This window comes from Rhizobium sp. 01T444 (assembly GCF_056398305.1).
Genome location: NZ_JBFTPD010000001.1, coordinates 120,913 through 140,435, shown reverse-complemented (window position 1 = coordinate 140,435; position 19,523 = coordinate 120,913). Strand labels below are relative to the sequence as shown.

The window sequence follows — 19,523 nt, the reverse complement described above, 5'->3', positions numbered from 1 at the left end:
AGGATATTCCATGAGTGTGGCCTCCCAATCCATTCTGACCGCCGACAAGGACTGGTGGCGCGGCGCGGTGATCTATCAGATCTATCCGCGCTCCTACCAGGATTCGAACGGCGACGGCATAGGCGACCTGAAGGGCATCACCGCCCGCTTACCGCATATCGCAAGCCTCGGTGCCGACGCGATCTGGATTTCGCCCTTCTTCACCTCGCCGATGCGCGATTTTGGCTACGACGTTTCGGACTACGAAAACGTCGATGCGATCTTCGGTACGCTGATCGATTTCGATACGCTAATTGCGGAAGCCCACCGTCTCGGCATCAAGGTGATGATCGACCTCGTCATCTCGCACTCTTCCGACCAGCATCCCTGGTTCGTCGAAAGCCGCTCGAGCAAGACCAATGCCAAGGCCGATTGGTATGTCTGGGCTGATGCCAAGCCGGACGGCACACCGCCGAACAACTGGCTGTCGATCTTCGGCGGCTCCGCATGGGCGTGGGATCCGACGCGCATGCAATATTACATGCACAACTTCCTGACCTCGCAGCCGGACATGAACCTGCATAACCCCGAGGTTCAGGACCGCCTGCTCGATGTCGTCCGTTTCTGGCTGAAGCGCGGCGTCGACGGCTTCCGCCTCGACACCATCAACTTCTACTTCCACGATAAGCTGTTGCGCGACAACCCGGCGCTTGCTCCCGAACGCCGCAATGCCTCCACCGCGCCTGCCGTGAACCCCTATAATTTCCAGGAGCATCTCTACGACAAGAACCGCCCGGAAAACCTCGAATTCCTGAAGCGCTTCCGTGCGGTGCTGGAAGAGTTCCCGGCAATCGCCGCCGTCGGCGAGGTGGGTGACAGCCAGCGCGGTCTCGAAATCGTCGGCGAATATACGTCGGGCAATGACAAGATGCACATGTGCTACGCCTTCGAATTCCTGGCGCCCGATCCGCTTACACCTGAGCGCGTTGAGGAAGTCATGAAGGATTTTGGTGCCGCGGCTCCCGATGGCTGGGCTTGTTGGGCCTTCTCAAACCATGACGTGATGCGCCATGTCAGCCGCTGGGGTGCGTTGGTTGCCGATCACGATGCCTTTGCCAAGCTCTATGCCTCGTTGCTGATGACGCTGCGCGGTTCTGTCTGCATCTATCAGGGCGAGGAGCTTGCCCTCACCGAAGCCGATCTCGCCTATCAGGATCTGCAGGATCCCTACGGCATCCAGTTCTGGCCGGAATTCAAGGGCCGTGACGGCTGCCGCACGCCGATGGTATGGGACAGCCAAGTCGCCCAGGGTGGTTTCTCGACGGTCAAGCCCTGGCTGCCTGTGCCGGTCGAGCACATCCTGCGTGCCGTCAGCGTGCAGCAGGGTGACGAGAACTCCGTGCTGGAGCACTACCGCCGCTTCATCGCCTTCCGCAAGCAGTACCCGGCTTTCGCCAAGGGCGAGATCGAGTTCGAGGATCCGCAGGGCGACGCGATGGTCTTCACCCGTGAATTCGGCAACGAGACGCTGCTCTGCATCTTCAACATGGGACCGGCGGAAACCAATGTGACCCTGCCGGCGGGCGAATGGCAGGCTCTGGCGGGCCACGGCTTTACCAGCAACAATTACGGCGACAAGATCGATATTCCGGCCTGGGGGGCGTATTTCGCCCGCCTCGCTTAAGGATCAGGAGGGGAGAGGAAAATGACTGGACTGACGCTTAAGGATATCCGCAAATCCTATGGCTCCGTGGACGTGCTCCACGGCATCGACCTGGAGATCAACCAGGGCGAATTCATCGTTTTCGTCGGCCCCTCCGGCTGCGGCAAGTCCACGCTTCTGCGCATGATCGCCGGGCTGGAAAACATCACCGGCGGGGAGATGTACATCGACGGCATGCTCGTCAATGACGTGCCGCCCTCCAAGCGCGGCATCGCCATGGTGTTCCAGTCCTACGCGCTCTATCCGCACATGACTGTTTTCGACAATATGGCCTTCGGCATGAAGATCGCCGGCGAGAGCAAGCAGGAGATCGACCGCCGCGTTCGGGCTGCGGCCGAAAGTCTGCAGCTCACAAAATATCTCGACCGCCTGCCCAAGGCGCTCTCGGGCGGCCAGCGGCAGCGCGTGGCGATCGGCCGTGCCATCTGCCGTAATCCGAAGGTCTTCCTCTTCGACGAGCCGCTGTCGAACCTCGACGCGGCACTGCGCGTCGCAACCCGCATCGAGATCGCTCGCCTGAACGAGCAGATGGCCGATACGACGATGATCTATGTCACGCACGACCAGGTCGAGGCCATGACGCTGGCAGACCGCATCGTGGTCCTCTCTGCCGGCAATATCGAGCAGGTCGGTGCGCCGCTGGAGCTCTACGAGCGCCCGGCAAACCTTTTCGTTGCCAAGTTCATCGGCTCTCCGGCCATGAACATCATTCCTGCAACGATCACCGACGCCGGCGAAAACACGACGGTGACGCTGACGGGCGGCAAATCGGTGACACTCAATATCGCAACGGCCGCATCCGAGAAGGGCAAGCAGGCAAGCTTCGGCGTTCGCCCCGAAGATCTGCGCATTGCAAGCCCCAATGAGGACTATCTCTTCGAGGGCGAGGTTTCGATTGTCGAGCAGCTCGGTGAAGTGACGCTGCTCTATATCGAGGGCCTGGTTCAGGGTGAGCCGATCATCGTCAAGCTGCCCGGCATCTATGATGTGAAGAGGGGTCAGAAGATGCATTTCGTCGCCGATTGGCAGAAGCTGCACCTCTTCGATGCGTCGGGCCACACCTATAGGAAATGACCATCCATTTTTGGTGGAATCCTTCTTCTTGAGGCTGTGCAGGGGAAGGATTCTTACTTTCTGTTAAATATGCGATGCTAGCCTTTTCCCATTACGACTGAGGGAACCAAGGCTATGGCCGCATCGAATCCAACACCTCCGAAATCGCACTTCCTGGCGAAGGAAGAATCTTTCATGTACGACCGCGAAGCGCGGTTCAAGATGGAAGACACGATGAACGCCGCGCGCATCGAATATACGGAAAAGGGCGTCATGCATGCCGCCTCGCGCCGCTGCGATATCGTCCGTATCTCGATGAGCAGCGCGATACTCGCGATCCTCACGCAGTATACCCTGCCGAAGCAGTTCTATCTGGATATTCCGGACGCCCGCATCACCAAGGTGGGCTGCCTGCTGATGAAGACCTTCCCGAACAACACGATTGAAGTTCGCTTCCTGCGCCTGCTGACGCAGAAGGAGCTGAACAAGATCTTCGTCTACAGCACGCACCCGGCTCACAAGGATTACGTCCTCGATATCCGCGCGTAACAGTTTCGCGTCTCGCTGGATATGAAAAACCCGCGGTTCCGGCCGCGGGTTTTTCTTATAACGATGACGATGTCAGTGGGCGTGGAAGAGCACGCTGGCACCCTGGTCGGAGGGGCCGACCGCGTGGCGGAACGGCGCGAAGAGCTCGCGGCCCATGCCGAATTCATTGTCCGAGAGATCGATCGTCACAGGCTCGCGCTCGGCCATGTCGGCGGCATCGACGAGAACTTCGAGCGTACCCCTGATCGCGTCTAGGCGGATGATATCGCCGTCCTTGATGCGGGCGATCGGGCCGCCGTCGACCGCTTCCGGTGTGACGTGGATTGCCGCCGGCACCTTGCCGGATGCGCCGGACATGCGCCCGTCTGTCAAGAGCGCCACGCGGAAGCCGCGATCCTGCAGCACGCCCAGTGGTGGCGTCAGCTTGTGCAACTCCGGCATGCCATTGGCCTTCGGGCCCTGGAAGCGCACGACAGCGACGAAATCGCGATTGAGCTTGCCTTCCTTGAAAGCGTCCTGCAGCTCCTGTTGGCTGTGGAAGATGACCGCAGGCGCTTCGATAATGTGGCGCTCGGGCTTGACGGCGGAAATCTTGATGACAGCCTTGCCGAGATTGCCGCGCAGCATCTTCAGCCCGCCGTTCGCCTGGAATGGCGTCTCGATGCTGGCAAGCACCTTCGGATCATGGCTCTTTTCCGGCGAAGGCTGGCGCACGACGGCGCCATTGTCGCCAAGCTGGGCATCGACCGTATAGGCCTGCAGCCCGTGACCGAAGACGGTGCGCACATCGTCATGCACGAGGCCCTGCTTCAGGAGCTCCTTGATGAGGAAGCCCATGCCGCCGGCCGCCTGGAAATGGTTCACGTCGGCAAGCCCGTTCGGATAGACGCGGGCAAGCAGCGGCACCAGTTCCGAAAGCTCGGCAATATCCTGCCAGGTCAGCACGATACCGCCGGCGCGCGCCATGGCGACAAGATGCATTGTGTGGTTCGTCGAGCCGCCCGTCGCATGCAGGCCGACGACGCCGTTGACGATCGAGCGTTCGTCGATCATCTCGCCGGCTGGCGTGAACTCGTTGCCGAGAGCGGTAATGGCGAGCGCCCGCTTGGCGGCCTCTCGGGTCAGCGCTTCGCGCAATGGCGTGCCGGGGTTGATGAAGGAGGAGCCGGGCATATGGAAGCCCATGATCTCCATCAGCATCTGGTTGGAATTGGCCGTACCGTAGAAGGTGCAGGTGCCTGGGCCGTGATAGGACTTAGATTCGGCTTCCAGCAGCTCGGCGCGGCCGACCTTGCCCTCGGCAAAGAGCTGGCGCACGCGCGACTTCTCGTCGTTCGCCAAGCCTGTCGTCATCGGTCCGGCTGGAATGAAAATCGACGGCAGGTGGCCGAAGGAGAGGGCAGCGATCATGAGACCGGGTACGATCTTGTCGCAGACGCCAAGGAAGAGCGCAGCATCGAACATGTTATGCGACAGGCCGACACCGGCCGCCATGGCAATCAGATCGCGCGAAAAGAGCGAAAGCTCCATGCCCGGCTGGCCCTGGGTGACGCCGTCGCACATGGCCGGTACACCGCCGGCGACCTGTGCGATACCACCGGCTTGCGCTGCCGCCTCGCGGATGATCGCCGGATAGGTCTCGAACGGCTGGTGGGCCGAGAGCATATCGTTATAGGCGGTGATGATGCCGAGATTGGGCACGCGGTCACCCGCAAGTGCATCCTTCTCGGCGGGGGAACAGACGGCGAAGCCGTGGGCGAGGTTGGCGCAGCCGAGAACGGAACGGTTGACGCCCTTTGAGGCGGCAGCGCGCAGGCGTTCCAGATAGCGCTCGCGGGTCGGTTTCGAGCGTTCGACAATGCGATTCGTGATCGCAGCAATGCGTGCGTGAGCGGACATGGAAAATCCCTGCCTTGTTCTGGTTCGTTTCTATCTGCTCGCCGGCTCCGGCGGCCCTTCAGGCCGTATCAGGGAGCCCAGTAGATCTCGACCGGGGAAGTGGCCCGGCGCAGAATGGCGCGGATCGGCATTTCTGCCTCTTCGCCGTTGCCTTCCGCCTTGGCGAGAACGTCTTTTTTGCCTTCGCCCTCAATGTGGAGAATGAGCAGTTTGGCATCCTCAAGAGCGGAGAAGGTGAAAGTCAGGCGCGGTTCGCCTGCCCCTTCTGCATCCATGGTGATGATGCCGCGTGGCGTCTTTGCGTCGAGCGCGAGGCTCAGATTGTTGCCGCCCGGGAAGAACGAGGCCGTATGGCCGTCGCCGCCCATGCCGAGAATGACGACATCGAAAGGGATGCCGATCTCGGCGCTCTTTGCCGTTGCAAGCTTTGCGGCCTCCTCGACGGAGGCGGCCGGCTGGTAAAGCGGCACGAAACGCGCCGCTTTAGCCTTGTTCTGCAGAAGATTGGCATCGACCAACAGATGGTTCGAGCGCGGATTGTCGGAGGGCACGAAGCGTTCGTCGACGAGTGTGATCGTCACCTTGGCCCAGTCGATATCGCGCGCCGAAAGCGCCTGGAAGAAGGCTTTCGGCGTGGAACCGCCGGAAACGGCGATGCTCGCTTCTCCGCGGGCTGCAATGGCTGCCGTAAGCGCTCTGGAAACCTTGTCTGCAAGGTTGGTGGCGAGTTCGGCGGCGTTTGCGAAGGAATGCAGTGTCGATGCCATATCTTCAGACCTCAGACTAGATGTCGTCGTGCCAGGTGCGGCCGTCGCGTTCGATGAGCGCGATGGCCTGGCTCGGACCCCAGGTGCCGGCCGTGTAGCCCTGCACCTGCTGGCCGGTCGATTCCCAACCCTTGAGGATCGGATCGACCCACTGCCATGCGGCTTCGACTTCGTCGCGGCGCATGAACAGCGTCTGGTTGGAACGGATGACGTCCATCAGCAGCCGCTCGTAGGCGTCAGGATTGCGGACGTTGAAGGCTTGGGCGAAGCTCATGTCGAGCGAGACATTGCGCAGGCGCATGCCGCCCGGACCCGGATCCTTGATCATCAGCGACTGCTTGACACCTTCATCCGGCTGCAGGCGGATGATCAGCTGGTTCTGGCTGATACGGCCGGCGGCCTGATCGAAGATCGCATGCGGGATCGGCTTGAAGGTGATGACGATTTCCGACATGCGCCCGGCAAGACGCTTGCCGGTACGGATGTAGAAGGGAACGCCTGCCCAGCGCCAATTGTTGATCTCGGCCTTGATGGCGACGAAGGTTTCCGTGTTGGAAACCCCGCCTTCCAGCTCTTCGAGATAGCCCTTGACCGGGCCGCTGCCGGAAGCGCCGGCGCGGTACTGGCCGCGAACCGTGGCCTGCTCGACGTTGGAGGCGTTGATTGGCTTCAGCGCGCGCAGAACTTTAAGCTTTTCGTCGCGAACAGCTTCCGAATCCATCGAGGAAGGAACTTCCATCGCGGTCAGGCAGAGGAGCTGCAGGATGTGGTTCTGCACCATGTCGCGCAGTGCGCCGGCTGTGTCGTAGTAACCGGCGCGGCCTTCGAGGCCGACGGCTTCGGCAACGGTGATCTGGATGTGGTCGATATAGTTGGCGTTCCACAGCGGCTCATAGAGCGCGTTGGCAAAGCGCAGCGCCATCAGGTTCTGCACCGTCTCCTTGCCGAGATAGTGGTCGATGCGGAAGATCTGCTCTTCCTTGAAGGCGCGGCCGATACTGTCGTTGAGCTGCAAGGCCGAGGCGAGGTCACGGCCGATCGGCTTTTCGACGACGATGCGGGTCGATTTGGTGATCAGCTTGTGGTCGTGGATCTTCTGCGAGATGTCGCCGAAGATGCCTGGAGCGACGGCGAGGTAAAAGGCGCGAACCCGGTCCTTGCCCTCGTCGAGCAGCTTCTTGAGCTGATCCCAGCCGCTGTCCGTGCGGGCATCGACGGAAACATAGAAGAGACGGGAGCAGAACTTTTCGACTTCCGCCTCGTCATATTCGCCCTTCTTCAGGTGTTCCTTGAGCGCGTCCTTGGCGAACTTGCGGTATTCCTCATGCGAAAGCGGGCTGCGCGAAGCGCCGATGACACGGGTCGGTTCCGAGAACTGGCCCTCGATCTGGCGATGATACAGCGCGGGCAGAAGCTTGCGTTCGGCAAGGTCGCCGCTGCCGCCAAAGACGACATAATCAAAAGGCTCAACGGGAATGATTTGGCTGCTCATGAGCTTGTCTCTCAATCAGGCTTGGTTGGTGGCCGTTTTAATCTAATCGATTTAAAAAAGCCAGTGTGCGGTGCAATGAATCTGTCCGTCATCGGTTTTAAAGCGAATTACCCGCAGAGGAAATCCGCAATCGAACTAAAACTTGTCGCGGAGGGCGAACCACGACAAGGCAAGGAAAAGCAGCGGCGCCCGCATGCGCGCGCCGCCCGGAAAGGCAGGGATATCGAGCGCCTTGAAGAGATCGAGATCGGCCGATTTTCCCAGCACCATTTCTGCGTAAAGCTTGCCACAGTAATTTGACAGCATGACGCCGTGGCCGGAATAACCGCCGATCGAGGTCACGCCGGGCATGACCTCGCGCACGAATGGCTGGCGGGGCATGGTGATGCCGACCGAGCCGCCCCAGGCGTGAGTGATCTCGATATCTTTCAATGCGGGATAGATTTCGGCGATCTGCCGGCGGATATGCTGCGAAATGTCATGCGGATTGTCCGCCGTATAGGCCTCGCGTCCGCCGAAGAGCAGCCGTCCGTCCTTCATTTTGCGGAAATAGCGCACGACGAAACGCGAATCCGCCACCGCTTCGCCGCCGGGGATGACATTGGGAAACTGGTCGAGAGGCACCGTAGCGCCGATGAAGGAACGGATCGGCATCACATGGCTTGCCGTGATTGGCTCCAGATTGCCGATATGTCCATTGCAGGCGATCAGCGCCCTGTTGGCAGTGATCGTGCCGCGTTCGGTTTCGATAACGACCTTGCCGCTGCGCTCTTCGATCGACTTTGCCCTGGTCATTTCGAAAATATCGGCCCCGGCATTGGCTGCCACCCTGCCAAGGCCGATCAGCAGCTTCAGCGGATGGATATGGCCAGTGCCGACGTCGCGTACCCCGCAATAGAAGCGTTTGGAGCCAAGCCGCTCCTGCGTCTCCTCGCGGTCCATGAAACGCAGATGCGGATAGTCGTAACGGAAGGCCGCGATTTCCGCATTCTCGTAGTAGTACCGCTTGTAGCTTTCCTTGTGGGCGACGCTGAGCTGACCGGGCACATAATCCATATCGATCTGGTGCTCGGTCGCAAAATCCATGAGGTGCCGCTTGGCATCTTCGGCAAGGTCGAAGAGCGCCTTGGAGCGCTCATAGCCGATCTTCTCCTCCATCTCTTCCGGCCACCAGCGCTGGCCAGTGCCGAGCTGGCCGCCATTGCGCCCGGAGGCGCCGTCGCCGAGCCTGCTGCCCTCGATGAGCGTCACCGAGACGCCGGCCCTGGCGAGATTATAGGCGGCCTGAAGGCCCGTATAGCCGCCGCCGATAATGGCGACGTCACACTGCCTCGAGCCGTCGAGCGCCGGATAATCCGGCCGGTCGCCGACTGTCGCCTGATACCAGGACAGGCCAGGCGCGATGGGGCTCTGCCATGTCTCTTTCGTCATGGCGAACCCTCACACGTTCAGAAGGAGGAATTCCCGCTCCCAGGGGCTGATCACCTGCATGAAAGTTTCGAACTCGCCCCGCTTCACGCCGGCATAGAGCCCGATGAACTCCTTGCCGAAGACTTCCTCGAATGCCGGTTCGTCTTCAAGCAGTGCCACGGCTTCCAGAAGGCCGCGCGGCAGGTCGATCGAGCCCTCATTGGCCGAATCCTCGGTCGGCGCCGTCGGCTCGATTTCCTTAGTGATGCCGAGCAGACCGGAGGCAAGCGAAGCGGCGAGCGCCAGATAGGGATTGGCATCCGAGCTCGGCAGGCGGTTTTCCACGCGCCGCGCCTGCGGATCGGAGACCGGCACGCGGAAGGCCGTCGTGCGGTTGTCGTAACCCCAGGCATTGTTGACCGGGCAGGACATATCCGGCTGCAGGCGGCGGTAGGAATTCACGTAGGGCGCCAGCATGGCAAGCGCGCTCGGCACGTATTTCTGCATACCGCCGATGAAGTGGAAGAATTCCTTCGAGGCCGAACCATCATTGTTCGAGAAGACGTTCTTGCCGGTGTTGATGTCCACCACGGACTGGTGGATATGCATTGCCGAACCCGGCTGGCCCTGCATCGGCTTTGCCATGAAGGTGGCGTAGATATCGTGCTTCAGCGCCGCCTCGCGGATCGTACGCTTGAAGAGAAACACCTGGTCGGCAAGCTCGATCGGATTGCCGTGACGGAGGTTGATTTCGAGCTGCGCCGGTCCTTCCTCGTGGATCAGCGTATCAATCTCGAGGCCCTGCTTTTCCGAGAAGTGGTAGATGTCGTCGATCAACTCGTCGAACTCGTTGATGCCGGCGATCGAATAGCCCTGGCCGCCGAGAATCGAACGACCCGAACGTCCCTTGGGCGGATGCAGCGGATAGTCCGGGTCGTCATTCGTGGCGACGAGATAGAATTCGATTTCCGGCGCCACGATCGGCTTCCAGCCGCGCTCGGCATAGAGGCTGAGAATGCGCTTCAATACGTTGCGCGGCGTGTAGGGAACTTCCTGTCCGTCGGAATTGACAATGTCGCAGATGACCTGCGCGGTTGGATCGGTTTCCCAGGGCACGACGGACAGGGTGGAAAGGTCGGGCACGAGCTTCAGGTCGCTATCGCGCGGCTCGTAGCGGAAGCTTTCGGTCTCCTCGGGATATTCGCCTGATATCGTGTGGCGGTAGATCGCCGAAGGCAGTGCAAGCGATGTGTTGGAGGTGAATTTGGAGGACGGCATCATCTTGCCGCGCGGCACGCCGGCAAGGTCCGGCGTGATGCATTCGATGTCTTCGATACCGCGTGCCCTCAGCCACTGCGCTGCTTCCTTCCAGTTCGCAACACCGCGCAGAGATCCGGGATCAGGAGGGGATTTCTTCGAGGCGGGTACGTTTCTGGCAGGCTTCAGCGTCGTCTTTTTTGGGGACATGACACACCGGTTTGCGTTGATCGTAACGCCATCATAACCGGAGTTTGGCAATTGGCGAGGGGGTGGAAGGCGTTGACTTTCGCCCTCTGATGGAAAAAGAAGACGCGATTTCAGCAGGGAAAATGGATTTTGCGGCACAAGAGCGATGTGATCGTCATCGGGGCGGGTGCCGCGGGCATGATGTGTGCTATCCGTGCCGGGCAGCGCGGCCGTTCCGTCACTGTACTGGACCACGCCCGCGCACCGGGGGAGAAGATCCGCATCTCCGGCGGCGGCCGCTGCAACTTCACCAATATCAATGCCGGCCCGAAGAACTTCCTCTCCGCCAATCCGCATTTCTGCAAGTCGGCGCTTGCCCGTTTCACGCCGGCCGATTTCATCGCCATGGTCGAACGTCACGGGATCGCCTGGCATGAGAAGACGCTTGGCCAGCTTTTCTGCGACAACAGCGCCAAGGACATTATCTTCATGCTGCTCGACGAGATGCGTGCGGCAGGTGCTGCCTGGCATCTCGGTGTCGAAATATCAGGAGTTGAAAAGACCGAAAGCGGCTTCCGTGTCTCGACCTCCGAAGGGGTCTTCGAAGCCGCTTCCCTGGTCATCGCAACGGGGGGAAAGTCCATTCCGAAGATGGGAGCAACCGGCTTTGCCTATCGCATTGCCGAGCAGTTCGGCTTGGCCGTTACCGAAACGCGCGCCGGCCTTGTGCCTCTGACGCTCGATCCGATCTTGCTCGAAAGCATCGCGCCTCTGTCAGGCATCTCTGCGCCCGCAGAGATCCGTCACGGCAAGACTGCCTTTCGCGAAGCGTTGCTCTTCACCCACCGTGGTCTCAGCGGCCCCGCCATCCTGCAGATTTCCTCCTACTGGTGGGAAGGTGATGCCATCACCATCGACATCGAGCCGGATGTCGATATCGCCGCGCATCTGAAGAAAGCGAAACAGGTAAACGGGCGCCAGTCCGCACAGACGGCGCTTGGTGAAATCCTGCCGAAGCGCTTGGCGCAATATATCGTCGAACGCGAAGCGATCAGCGGCAACATGGCCGACCTCTCCGACAAGCTGCTGACCAGGCTTGCCGAGGCGGCGCAGAACTGGTCTCTCAGGCCCTCCGGCTCGGAAGGTTATCGTACGGCGGAAGTCACGCTCGGCGGCATCGATACGACGGCGCTCGATTCCCGCAGCCTGCAGGCCAAGGCCGTTCCCGGTCTCTATTTCATCGGTGAATGTGTGGATGTGACCGGCTGGCTCGGCGGCTATAATTTCCAGTGGGCCTGGGCCTCCGGTTTTGCCGCCGGTGAGGCATTGTAAACGCTAATATTTGTAGACGTGAAACCTTCTAGCCGATTCAAGACTTCTTAAGATGGGCTGCGCCATCCTGTCTCAATGGCAGGTTGGCAAAGCCGTTCCTAAATTAAGCTTTACCGGCAAGCCGTTTTGTTGGATTGTTATGCTTAGATAGAAGTGAGGTTTCGCAATGAACAGAAACACTCGACGCGCCCGCGCCATCGCAATTGCCCAGGTAAAGCCTGATACGAAGCTCGTAACTCTGCGCTATCTGATGCTCGCAGCCGGCGCAACCGCCGCCAGCATTGCTGTTCTTCTTTCCCACTTCATCTGATCTTTTCGCAGCTTGAAATGGAAGTTTTCGGTCTCGCGACTTGATATATCGCGAATCCGCGGCGTGCAATTTGCAACTATTGTGCGATCACGGCTAACGCCCTCTCACCGCTTATCCGAAAATTAATATATAATCTGACACATTGTAGACGAATATTTGGGTGTTTCCGGCCTCGCCGGAAATGAACTGGCAATGATTGCCGCCCGTTCCAGGGTTTTCCCAACTGTTAGTAGATCAGCTCGATATGCACCCGGCTGGCGCCAGAAGGCTGCCGGCGGGAGGAGTGGTGTATGAAAGGCACGGCGCGCCATGTTCATTGACAAGATTCTTTCTCGTTTCAAGATTCAGACCAAGGTTCTGATTTTTGTACTGCCATTCGTCATCACCATTTCCGCCGTCGGTCTGACCGGTCTTTATGCCTCCGGTCTGCTGCAGGGCCGGATGGAGATTTCCAACAGCGTTCTCCAGTCGCTGAGCGGGTTCAAGGATCTCTACGCCTCGATGGACGACTTCCTGCAGACAACCAACGAGCAGGCGCGCGACAAACTCCATACAGATATCAAAACCCAGGGGCAGACGCTTGACGCCACCATGGCGCAGATCGGCGACAATGCCGGTCATGAAAACCTGCAGGCTGCCATCGAGGGCACGAACGGCATTTCGGATACCGTCGGCAAGCTCTGGACCCTGCACGAGCAGGAAGTTGCCCTTCGCAAGCAGATCGACGATGCGCAGAAGGTGATGATTACCAACCGCTTCAACGTCAGCTACGACGCCAAGCAGCTGGAAGAAAACATCCGCACTGATGAAGGCAATGCAACGTCGACGCTGCGCGCAGCCGACCGTCTGCTTAAGGGCGGCGATACGCTGGCAACCGTCATGAACGATTTCAACAAGGCGCAGACGTCTACTGACAAGCTGAAGGTCGTGACCGATGCGCTGCCTGCGATCGCCAAGGCGCAGCGCATGATTGAAATCTCCGTGCCGCAGAACCAGAAGAGCATGACACAGTCGATGGCGCAGACCGTCAGCGACCTGAAGGCTCAGGCGACGGCGCCGGAGGCCGGCACGGATGATGGCGTTGCCAACCTTGGTCGTCTCGTTTCCCGCTTCCGCCAGATGTCGACATACACGCAGCTCACCGCCACGCAGATGATGCGCGAGGCAACGACGACTTTCGTGGAGCTCGACAGCCGCATCGCCCAGACCAACTCCGTGCTGGAGGATACACGGCGCCTTGAAAGCTCCATCTATTCGCTGCAGCTCGTGCTCGCCGATTTCAACGCCAAGCCGAGCAAGGAAAATCGCGTTCGCCTGAACCAGGAAATCGCCACGCTCAACACCATGCTGAACACCCTTCAGGCAAGCGCCAAAGGCATGAATTTCGCCGGCGACATTGTCGACGCGATTACGCCCGCTCTCGCTTCGATGGATAAGGGTGCGCAGAGCCTCGTCGATGTGATCAACCAGCGTACGACCGATTATGCCGCAGCGCGACAGCAGCTCGACGGCGTATGGGGCCAGCTGACCAGCTTCGCAGAAGAGCAGAAGCAGACTGCCGGCACGGAACGCGACCAGGCCAACAGCATCTCCGTCGGCACGACCGGACTCGGCATCCTGGTCTCCATCGTCGGCGGCATCGCGCTGGTGCTGACACTGCAGCGGCCGATTGCCCAGATCACTGCCGCCATGCGCCGCATCGCCGAAGGTGCGCTCGACACGAACATTTCCGGCGAGAAGCGTTCCGACGAAATCGGCGACATGGCTCGCGCACTTGGCATCTTCAAGGAAAATGCCATCTCCAAGATCCGCATCGAGGAGCAAAGCGACGAAGAGCGTCAGGCCGCCGAGCATGAGCGCCAGCGCAACGATGCCGAAAAGCGCGAGATGGACCGCCAGATCGAATATGCCGTCAATGAGCTCGCTGCCGGTCTCGAGCGTATGTCGCAGGGCGATATCTCGACGACGATCGATACACCCTTCATCGGCCGTCTCGAACAGCTCCGTCAGGATTTCAACGGTTCGATGATGCGCCTGCAGGCCACGATGAGCCAGATCCGCGACAACGTTCAGATGATCCAGGGCAACGGCAACCAGATGGCCCAGTCCTCCGAGGATCTCGCCAAGCGTACCGAGCAGCAGGCTGCATCGCTGGAAGAAACCGCCGCCGCCGTCGACCAGATCACCGTCACTGTCCGCTCGTCCGCCGAGCGCGCCAAGGATGCCGATCAGATCGTCCGCCAGGCCAAGCGCAGCGCCGACGACTCCGCCGTCGTCGTCAACAATGCGATCGACGCCATGGGCCGTATCGAGGATGCCTCGCGCCAGATCGAGCAGATCATCGGCGTCATCGACGAAATCGCCTTCCAGACCAACCTGCTCGCTCTGAATGCTGGTATCGAAGCCGCCCGCGCCGGTGAAGCCGGCAAGGGCTTCGCAGTCGTCGCCATGGAAGTCCGTGAACTTGCCCAGCGCTCTGCCGCTGCCGCACAAGAGATCAAGGGCCTCATCAACAAGTCGACGAACGAGGTCAATTCCGGTTCGCAGTTCGTCCAGGAAACCGGCACGGTTCTCGCCAAGATCAGCGCCCAGATCGTCACGATCAGCCAGCATGTCGAAATGATCGCCCGCGCAAGCCACGACCAGTCGAGCGCGCTGCAGGAGGTCAACTCCACGGTCAACCAGATGGATCAGATGACCCAGCAGAACGCGGCAATGGTAGAAGAGACCACCGCCGCGAGCCGCGAACTCGCAAACGAGGCGGATGCGCTGCTGCATCTCGTGCAGCAGTTCAAGATCGACGGCGACAGCGACATGCACATGTACCGCGCCGCCTGATTTCAGCCTTCCCATCCGCAACGCAAATGGCCCCGTCTCCGGGGCCATTTTTATGCGGAAAATAAGTCACGCCAAGGTTGTGAAGAGACGGATGGATTGAAAAATTCCTGCCCTTCTTGCAGATGATGCATTCATGAAATCATACTAGATTTGAAAAAAGACAAGTAAAAGGCTCAGCGAGAACCCTGCGTTAAGAGAAAATTTTCCCTAACGCATTCTTATGAAAACCATAAAGGTGTTCGCCAGAGGTTCCAGATGCCGCGTTTCTTTTCGACATCCATCGTGCGCCAGATCGTTGCGATCACGCTGCTTCTGCTTGCCGGCAGCACCGCAGCGATTGTCGGCGTGACCTATTACAATCTCGGCAGCTATGTCATGGACAGCGCAGTATCCGACGCGAAGGATGCAAGCCGCTCGATGGCGGTTCTCTACGGCGCAAGCGATGCTGATGTCCGCATCGATGTGAAGGACAACGCGCTGTCAGGCGTGACCGAAGACAAGATCCCTGCTTTTGCAGATTATTCGCTGGTCGACCGCACGGCGCAGTCGATTGCCGGCGTTGCCACCATCTTCGAAAAGCAGGGAGGCGATTACGTCCGCGTCTCCACCAATGTGAAGAAAGAAAATGGCGACCGTGCCGTCGGCACCAAGCTTGCCGCGGATCATCCCGCCCAGCCTGTGCTCGCACAGGGTAATGCCTATTACGGTCCGGCAGACCTCTTCAGCCGCAAATTCATGACGGGTTATTTCCCGGTCAAGAATCCCTCGGGTGCCACGATCGGCATCCTCTTCATCGGCATACCCATGGAAGTCTATTACCAGCGGATGAACGAATTGCAGACGCTGGTTCTTAGCGTCGGCGCCGTGGTGATGTTACTCGTCGGCGTGCTCGCTTTCTATGCGATCCGCCGTTCGGTAAAGCCGATGCAGGCACTGACATCGAGCGTGCGCGCCATTTCGTCGGGCGACCTCGTCAGCGCCGTCCCCTGCATCGAAAAGAAGAACGAATTCGGCGACATCGGTCGTGCGCTCGCTCTCTTCCGCGACAGCGCAGTCGCGCGCCAGGAGTTGGAGACTCAGGCCGCCGAACAGCGCGCGCTGAACGATGCCGAGCGCAGCCGCAACGATGCGGAGAAGCGTACACTCGATGGCCAGATCGATTTTGCCGTCAATCAGCTTGCCGCTGGTCTCGGACGCCTGTCACAGGGCGATGTTTCGCAGACCATCGAAACACCCTTTGTCGGTCGGCTCGAACAGCTCCGCATGGATTTCAACACTTCGCTCGAACGCCTTCAGGATACGTTGACGCGCATTCGGGCGAGTGCCGCTTCCATCCAGCGCAACAGCGGTTCGGTTTCGGCCTCGGCTGACGAACTCTCCAGGCGCACGGAATCCCAGGCTGCCAGCCTTGAGGAAACGGCCGCTGCCGTCGAAGAAATCACCGTTACGGTCCGCTCGTCGGCCGAACGCGCCCATGAGGCAAACAATGTCGTTGCCGCGACCAAACGGACGGCCGACAGTTCCGGCACCGTTGTCGGTGATGCAGTCGCCGCCATGGGTCGCATCGAAGACGCCTCGCAGCGCATCGAACAGATCATCGTCGTCATCGACGACATCGCCTTCCAGACCAACCTGCTGGCGCTGAATGCCGGTGTCGAGGCGGCACGTGCCGGTGAAGCCGGCAAGGGCTTTGCCGTCGTGGCTCAGGAAGTGCGCGAGCTTGCCCAGCGCTCGGCCAATGCCGCCAAGGAGATCAAGGCGCTGATCGAACAGTCGACCCGCGAGGTGAATGCCGGTTCCGAACTCGTGCAGAAGACCGGCAGCGTGCTCGCCTCGATCAGCCACGAGATCATCGCAATCAGCGGCCACGTCGAGACCATCGCCACGGCAAGCCGTGACCAGTCGGCCGCCCTTCAGGACGTCAACAGCTCCGTCAATGCCATGGACCAGATGACGCAGAAGAATGCCTCCATGGTTGCCGAAGCCACGCAGGCAAGCCGTCAGCTGGCGGAAGAGGCCGACATGCTGATGGCGCTCATAGAGCAGTTCCGCCTCGCCGAAGGCGCTGCCGGTCATGGCCGCGTGAGACAGGCGGCCTGACATCCGAATTCGTCTTCGTCGGGCCGCACCTTCGTGCGACCGGCGGCCTCATCTGCCGGCAGCGTCAGCCAGGCTGCAAATCGCACCAGGAAGCTGCTTCCTGCGTTGTTATAGAAGGCATCCTCTTCCTTTATCCGGTCGCGTCTTGTTCGCTGCAGCAAGCTTGCTCGCTGCATTCGGCCGGCAATGTCTGCGATTATGAAATTATCGATCATCATGATGTCCTCTCGTTTCTGGACATCAATTGATCTACACATCAAAATTCGCTTTTTGAACGAGCGAAATCCCATTATGTTTTTCACTCATGAAAAACAGCAATTGGGACTCCTATCAGCTTTTCCTGCAGGTCGCCCGCACCGGCGGCCTGACGGGCGCCAGCACTGCCACTGCTTTGAGCCCAGCAACAATCGGCCGGCGCATGCTCGATCTGGAGCAGGAACTCGGCCGCACACTCTTTCACCGCAGCCAGACAGGCTACCGCCTGACCGCTGATGGGCAGACCCTCGTCGATCATCTGCAGGAGATGGAGGCGGCCGCCCGCAAGGTCGAAGCATGGCGGCAATCGTCCGAAGGTGGCGCCACCGTCAGGATCGCTGCCGGCACATGGATCTCCTGGCTGCTGACGGAGAATTTTTCGGCGATCCGTATGCCCGGGGACACGTTCGGCATTTCCTTGACGATCGGCGAGGCCCGCGCGAACCTGAATTACCGGGAAAGCGATATCGGCATCCGCGCCTTCGAACCGGAGGAAAGCAATCTCGCGGCCCGTCTGCTCGGCGAAGTCGCCTATGCCATCTACATCAGACGCAATGCCAGCCAGGACGACACTAGATGGATCGCTGTCGGCGCAGAGGATGCGATCTCGGCCTATCTGCGCTGGCCCTATCAGAATGCTGCATCCGCCATCGTCGCGACCGTCAACCGCCCGCGCTCCCTGCCGGATCTGGTGCGTGCGGGCGCGGGAAAGACGGTGCTGCCCTGTTTCGTCGGCGATCTCGATCCCGAACTCGAACGGTGCGGTGGCGAGCTGCCGGAGCTGCGTCACCGCCAGTGGATCGTCATGAATGCCGAGGATCGCTACCGCCCAGAAATTCGTACGGTCGCCGACCGGATGACGAAGCTTTTGAAAAGCTATACCGACCTCTTCGCCGGCAAGCGCGCCAGCCGCGGATAATCTGCCTCTACGGCATCAGCCGGCGCACGAGCCCCACCTGGCTGTTCACCCCGAGCTTCGAATAGATGTTCTTCAGATGCGAGCGTGCGGTCTCGTAGCTGACATCGTTCGTCCGCGCGACTTCGCGCAGCGACAGGCCCGCGGTGATGCCGGCCGCAATCCGCATTTCTGCCGCCGTCAGTTGGTCGATACGGAGCAGCGCGTCATTGAGATCGGGGCGCAATGGCAGGCTCGTCCGCTCGATGATCATCGCCACCGTCGGTCCCTCGAGAAATTCGGTGATGAAATCCGACTGCATCTTCACCAACGTGCATTTGAAGCCGGTGTTCTTCATCCTGATTAGCGTGCTTGCCGGCGAGAATGCCTGCAAGCGGTGGCGCAACAGAGCCGATAGGCGGGAGGCAAGCTCGCTGTCATTGATCATGATCCGCCCGGTCGAGGTGACGCCGATCGCTTCGCCCTCGGCAATCATCCGCTCCGCCGCGCTGTTGATCGAGCGGATATTCTGATCCTCGCCGATATAGACGATACCGACGCCGATCGCGTCGAAGAGCGCCAATCCGTTTTCGTTGTTATGGGGATCGCTGTGCTCGCGGCGAATGAAATCGAAGGCGCGGCGCAGATGCGGTGCCAGGTCGCTGAGCAGCTCGGCATTCGTGCGATTGAAATCCGGATCGGAAGACGAGGTCAGCGTCGAAAGATTGAAGGAGCGTCCGCGTTCCCGCATGATCGTTACGCCGACGCTGCTTTCGCAGCCGATCCAGCGAAGGTAATCGCTGTAGAATTCCGTCTTCAGAAGCTGATCGCGCGGCAGCATCTGATCGGCGATCACGCCAAGGCCGATCGGCCGGGTGGCGGCGCGCGGCATCCACGGATTGATGGCCGCATAATAGCGGTTATAGGCCTCGGTTTCCTTTTCCGCGAGACCAGAAGAGAGGGAGAGGCCACCGGTGCGCGCGACGGCATCGTGGAAAAACAGCGTCGACTTGGCATCCGGCATCGTCGCGGTCAGCGCATCGAGAAAGGCTTGCCACGACGTCTCGCCGAAGAGCGCGCCATAGATCAGATCGGTCAGAACTTCGAGTTTTGCGTGCGGCGAACCGGGCATATGCAGTTCCGTTCGAAGATATGCTCAATTATGCCGCGACTCCGCCGTGCTGACAATTGCGTCAAATAGCGTAGGTCCGGCGGTCTTTACCACCGGACCCTACCCTTAATTTCTGTTTGCGACGATGACGGGGATCAGCAGATCTCCCCAGTTGCCGTCACCGCCATGATGCCGGGCGGAGCGTACCAGCTCCACCGAAACACCGGCCTCGACCGCCTTCATCACCGACTGGTTCAGCCTGTGCAGATCATTGGCAAGCATACGGATCACCGTCTGCTGATCATCAGTCATGCTGCTTGCCTGCTCTTCCGTCCGTTCGCGGACGCGCGCAATGGATGCCATG

At 60.0% G+C, this 19,523-nt stretch carries 15 protein-coding genes and 1 pseudogene; 8 read left to right on the top strand and 8 right to left on the bottom strand.

Annotation, left to right across the window (positions count from 1 at the left end; genetic code table 11):
* Positions 1–10: 10 nt before the first annotated feature.
* The 3 genes from bglA to AC1DTN_RS00615 all read left to right on the top strand — a co-directional run bounded on the left by bglA (position 11) and on the right by AC1DTN_RS00615 (position 3,304).
* The gene (gene bglA, locus AC1DTN_RS00625) at positions 11–1,663 is read left to right on the top strand and encodes a beta-galactosidase BglA (protein ID WP_477919558.1); all 1,653 of its coding nucleotides are present in this window, start codon (positions 11–13) and stop codon (positions 1,661–1,663) included.
* Positions 1,664–1,684: 21 nt separating this feature from the next.
* Positions 1,685–2,776, top strand: coding sequence for an ABC transporter ATP-binding protein (locus tag AC1DTN_RS00620; RefSeq protein WP_477919556.1), 1,092 nt, complete (start codon positions 1,685–1,687; stop codon positions 2,774–2,776).
* A gap of 114 nt (positions 2,777–2,890) precedes the next feature.
* Positions 2,891–3,304 carry a hypothetical protein gene (locus tag AC1DTN_RS00615; protein WP_310378783.1) on the top strand — a complete coding sequence of 138 codons (414 nt, stop codon included), beginning with the start codon at positions 2,891–2,893 and terminating at the stop codon, positions 3,302–3,304.
* A 72-nt stretch (positions 3,305–3,376) separates the two neighbouring features.
* Here the strand turns inward: AC1DTN_RS00615 and edd are convergent, their stop codons facing one another.
* The 5 genes from edd to AC1DTN_RS00590 all read right to left on the bottom strand — a co-directional run bounded on the left by edd (position 3,377) and on the right by AC1DTN_RS00590 (position 10,339).
* Positions 3,377–5,203, bottom strand: a complete 1,827-nt coding sequence (edd, locus tag AC1DTN_RS00610; RefSeq protein WP_477919554.1) for a phosphogluconate dehydratase — start codon at positions 5,201–5,203, stop codon at positions 3,377–3,379.
* 68 nt (positions 5,204–5,271) lie between these two features.
* Positions 5,272–5,970 (bottom strand): 6-phosphogluconolactonase, encoded by a 699-nt coding sequence (pgl, locus tag AC1DTN_RS00605; protein WP_310378779.1) that lies wholly within the window; start codon positions 5,968–5,970, stop codon positions 5,272–5,274.
* A gap of 16 nt (positions 5,971–5,986) precedes the next feature.
* Entirely contained in the window at positions 5,987–7,462 is a 1,476-nt protein-coding gene (zwf, locus tag AC1DTN_RS00600) for a glucose-6-phosphate dehydrogenase (protein WP_007819337.1), read from the bottom strand.
* A gap of 135 nt (positions 7,463–7,597) precedes the next feature.
* The gene (locus AC1DTN_RS00595) at positions 7,598–8,893 is read right to left on the bottom strand and encodes an NAD(P)/FAD-dependent oxidoreductase (RefSeq protein ID WP_439014114.1); all 1,296 of its coding nucleotides are present in this window, start codon (positions 8,891–8,893) and stop codon (positions 7,598–7,600) included.
* Between the two features lie 9 nt (positions 8,894–8,902).
* Complete coding sequence (locus AC1DTN_RS00590; RefSeq protein ID WP_113323867.1) at positions 8,903–10,339, bottom strand: glutamine synthetase family protein; 1,437 nt, start codon at positions 10,337–10,339, stop codon at positions 8,903–8,905.
* Positions 10,340–10,428: 89 nt separating this feature from the next.
* On the opposite strand from AC1DTN_RS00590, the pseudogene AC1DTN_RS00585 reads away from it, so the two are divergent.
* The 4 genes and pseudogenes from AC1DTN_RS00585 to AC1DTN_RS00570 all read left to right on the top strand — a co-directional run bounded on the left by AC1DTN_RS00585 (position 10,429) and on the right by AC1DTN_RS00570 (position 16,898).
* A pseudogene (locus AC1DTN_RS00585) lies at positions 10,429–11,650 on the top strand (BaiN/RdsA family NAD(P)/FAD-dependent oxidoreductase).
* Positions 11,651–11,816: 166 nt separating this feature from the next.
* The gene (locus tag AC1DTN_RS00580; RefSeq protein ID WP_439014115.1) at positions 11,817–11,960 is read left to right on the top strand and encodes a hypothetical protein; all 144 of its coding nucleotides are present in this window, start codon (positions 11,817–11,819) and stop codon (positions 11,958–11,960) included.
* Positions 11,961–12,269: 309 nt separating this feature from the next.
* Complete coding sequence (locus AC1DTN_RS00575; protein WP_439014116.1) at positions 12,270–14,798, top strand: methyl-accepting chemotaxis protein; 2,529 nt, start codon at positions 12,270–12,272, stop codon at positions 14,796–14,798.
* A gap of 255 nt (positions 14,799–15,053) precedes the next feature.
* Positions 15,054–16,898 (top strand): methyl-accepting chemotaxis protein, encoded by a 1,845-nt coding sequence (locus AC1DTN_RS00570; protein WP_439014117.1) that lies wholly within the window; start codon positions 15,054–15,056, stop codon positions 16,896–16,898.
* Here the strand turns inward: AC1DTN_RS00570 and AC1DTN_RS00565 are convergent.
* Positions 16,871–17,188 carry a hypothetical protein gene (locus AC1DTN_RS00565; RefSeq protein ID WP_442207633.1) on the bottom strand — a complete coding sequence of 106 codons (318 nt, stop codon included), beginning with the start codon at positions 17,186–17,188 and terminating at the stop codon, positions 16,871–16,873. The genes AC1DTN_RS00570 and AC1DTN_RS00565 overlap by 28 nt on opposite strands.
* A gap of 14 nt (positions 17,189–17,202) precedes the next feature.
* Between AC1DTN_RS00565 and AC1DTN_RS00560 the strand changes: the two genes are divergently transcribed.
* Positions 17,203–18,072 carry a LysR family transcriptional regulator gene (locus tag AC1DTN_RS00560; protein ID WP_113323863.1) on the top strand — a complete coding sequence of 290 codons (870 nt, stop codon included), beginning with the start codon at positions 17,203–17,205 and terminating at the stop codon, positions 18,070–18,072.
* A 7-nt stretch (positions 18,073–18,079) separates the two neighbouring features.
* Here AC1DTN_RS00560 and AC1DTN_RS00555 read toward each other — a convergent pair whose 3' ends face one another.
* Positions 18,080–19,180, bottom strand: a complete 1,101-nt coding sequence (locus AC1DTN_RS00555) for a helix-turn-helix transcriptional regulator (protein ID WP_439014119.1) — start codon at positions 19,178–19,180, stop codon at positions 18,080–18,082.
* Between the two features lie 105 nt (positions 19,181–19,285).
* Positions 19,286–19,522, bottom strand: coding sequence for an SMc00767 family acetate metabolism repressor (locus AC1DTN_RS00550; protein ID WP_113323861.1), 237 nt, complete (start codon positions 19,520–19,522; stop codon positions 19,286–19,288).
* Position 19,523 lies beyond the last annotated feature (1 nt).

Bases quoted from the DNA above. Each gene is read 5' to 3' on its own strand.
- bglA (WP_477919558.1), top strand. From the start codon at position 11: ATGAGTGTGGCCTCCCAATCCATTCTGACCGCCGACAAGGACTGGTGG.
- AC1DTN_RS00620 (WP_477919556.1), top strand. From the start codon at position 1,685: ATGACTGGACTGACGCTTAAGGATATCCGCAAATCCTATGGCTCCGTG.
- AC1DTN_RS00615 (WP_310378783.1), top strand. From the start codon at position 2,891: ATGGCCGCATCGAATCCAACACCTCCGAAATCGCACTTCCTGGCGAAG.
- edd (WP_477919554.1), bottom strand. From the start codon at position 5,203: ATGTCCGCTCACGCACGCATTGCTGCGATCACGAATCGCATTGTCGAA.
- pgl (WP_310378779.1), bottom strand. From the start codon at position 5,970: ATGGCATCGACACTGCATTCCTTCGCAAACGCCGCCGAACTCGCCACC.
- zwf (WP_007819337.1), bottom strand. From the start codon at position 7,462: ATGAGCAGCCAAATCATTCCCGTTGAGCCTTTTGATTATGTCGTCTTT.
- AC1DTN_RS00595 (WP_439014114.1), bottom strand. From the start codon at position 8,893: ATGACGAAAGAGACATGGCAGAGCCCCATCGCGCCTGGCCTGTCCTGG.
- AC1DTN_RS00590 (WP_113323867.1), bottom strand. From the start codon at position 10,339: ATGTCCCCAAAAAAGACGACGCTGAAGCCTGCCAGAAACGTACCCGCC.
- AC1DTN_RS00580 (WP_439014115.1), top strand. From the start codon at position 11,817: ATGAACAGAAACACTCGACGCGCCCGCGCCATCGCAATTGCCCAGGTA.
- AC1DTN_RS00575 (WP_439014116.1), top strand. From the start codon at position 12,270: ATGTTCATTGACAAGATTCTTTCTCGTTTCAAGATTCAGACCAAGGTT.
- AC1DTN_RS00570 (WP_439014117.1), top strand. From the start codon at position 15,054: ATGCCGCGTTTCTTTTCGACATCCATCGTGCGCCAGATCGTTGCGATC.
- AC1DTN_RS00565 (WP_442207633.1), bottom strand. From the start codon at position 17,188: ATGGGATTTCGCTCGTTCAAAAAGCGAATTTTGATGTGTAGATCAATT.
- AC1DTN_RS00560 (WP_113323863.1), top strand. From the start codon at position 17,203: ATGAAAAACAGCAATTGGGACTCCTATCAGCTTTTCCTGCAGGTCGCC.
- AC1DTN_RS00555 (WP_439014119.1), bottom strand. From the start codon at position 19,180: ATGCCCGGTTCGCCGCACGCAAAACTCGAAGTTCTGACCGATCTGATC.
- AC1DTN_RS00550 (WP_113323861.1), bottom strand. From the start codon at position 19,522: ATGGCATCCATTGCGCGCGTCCGCGAACGGACGGAAGAGCAGGCAAGC.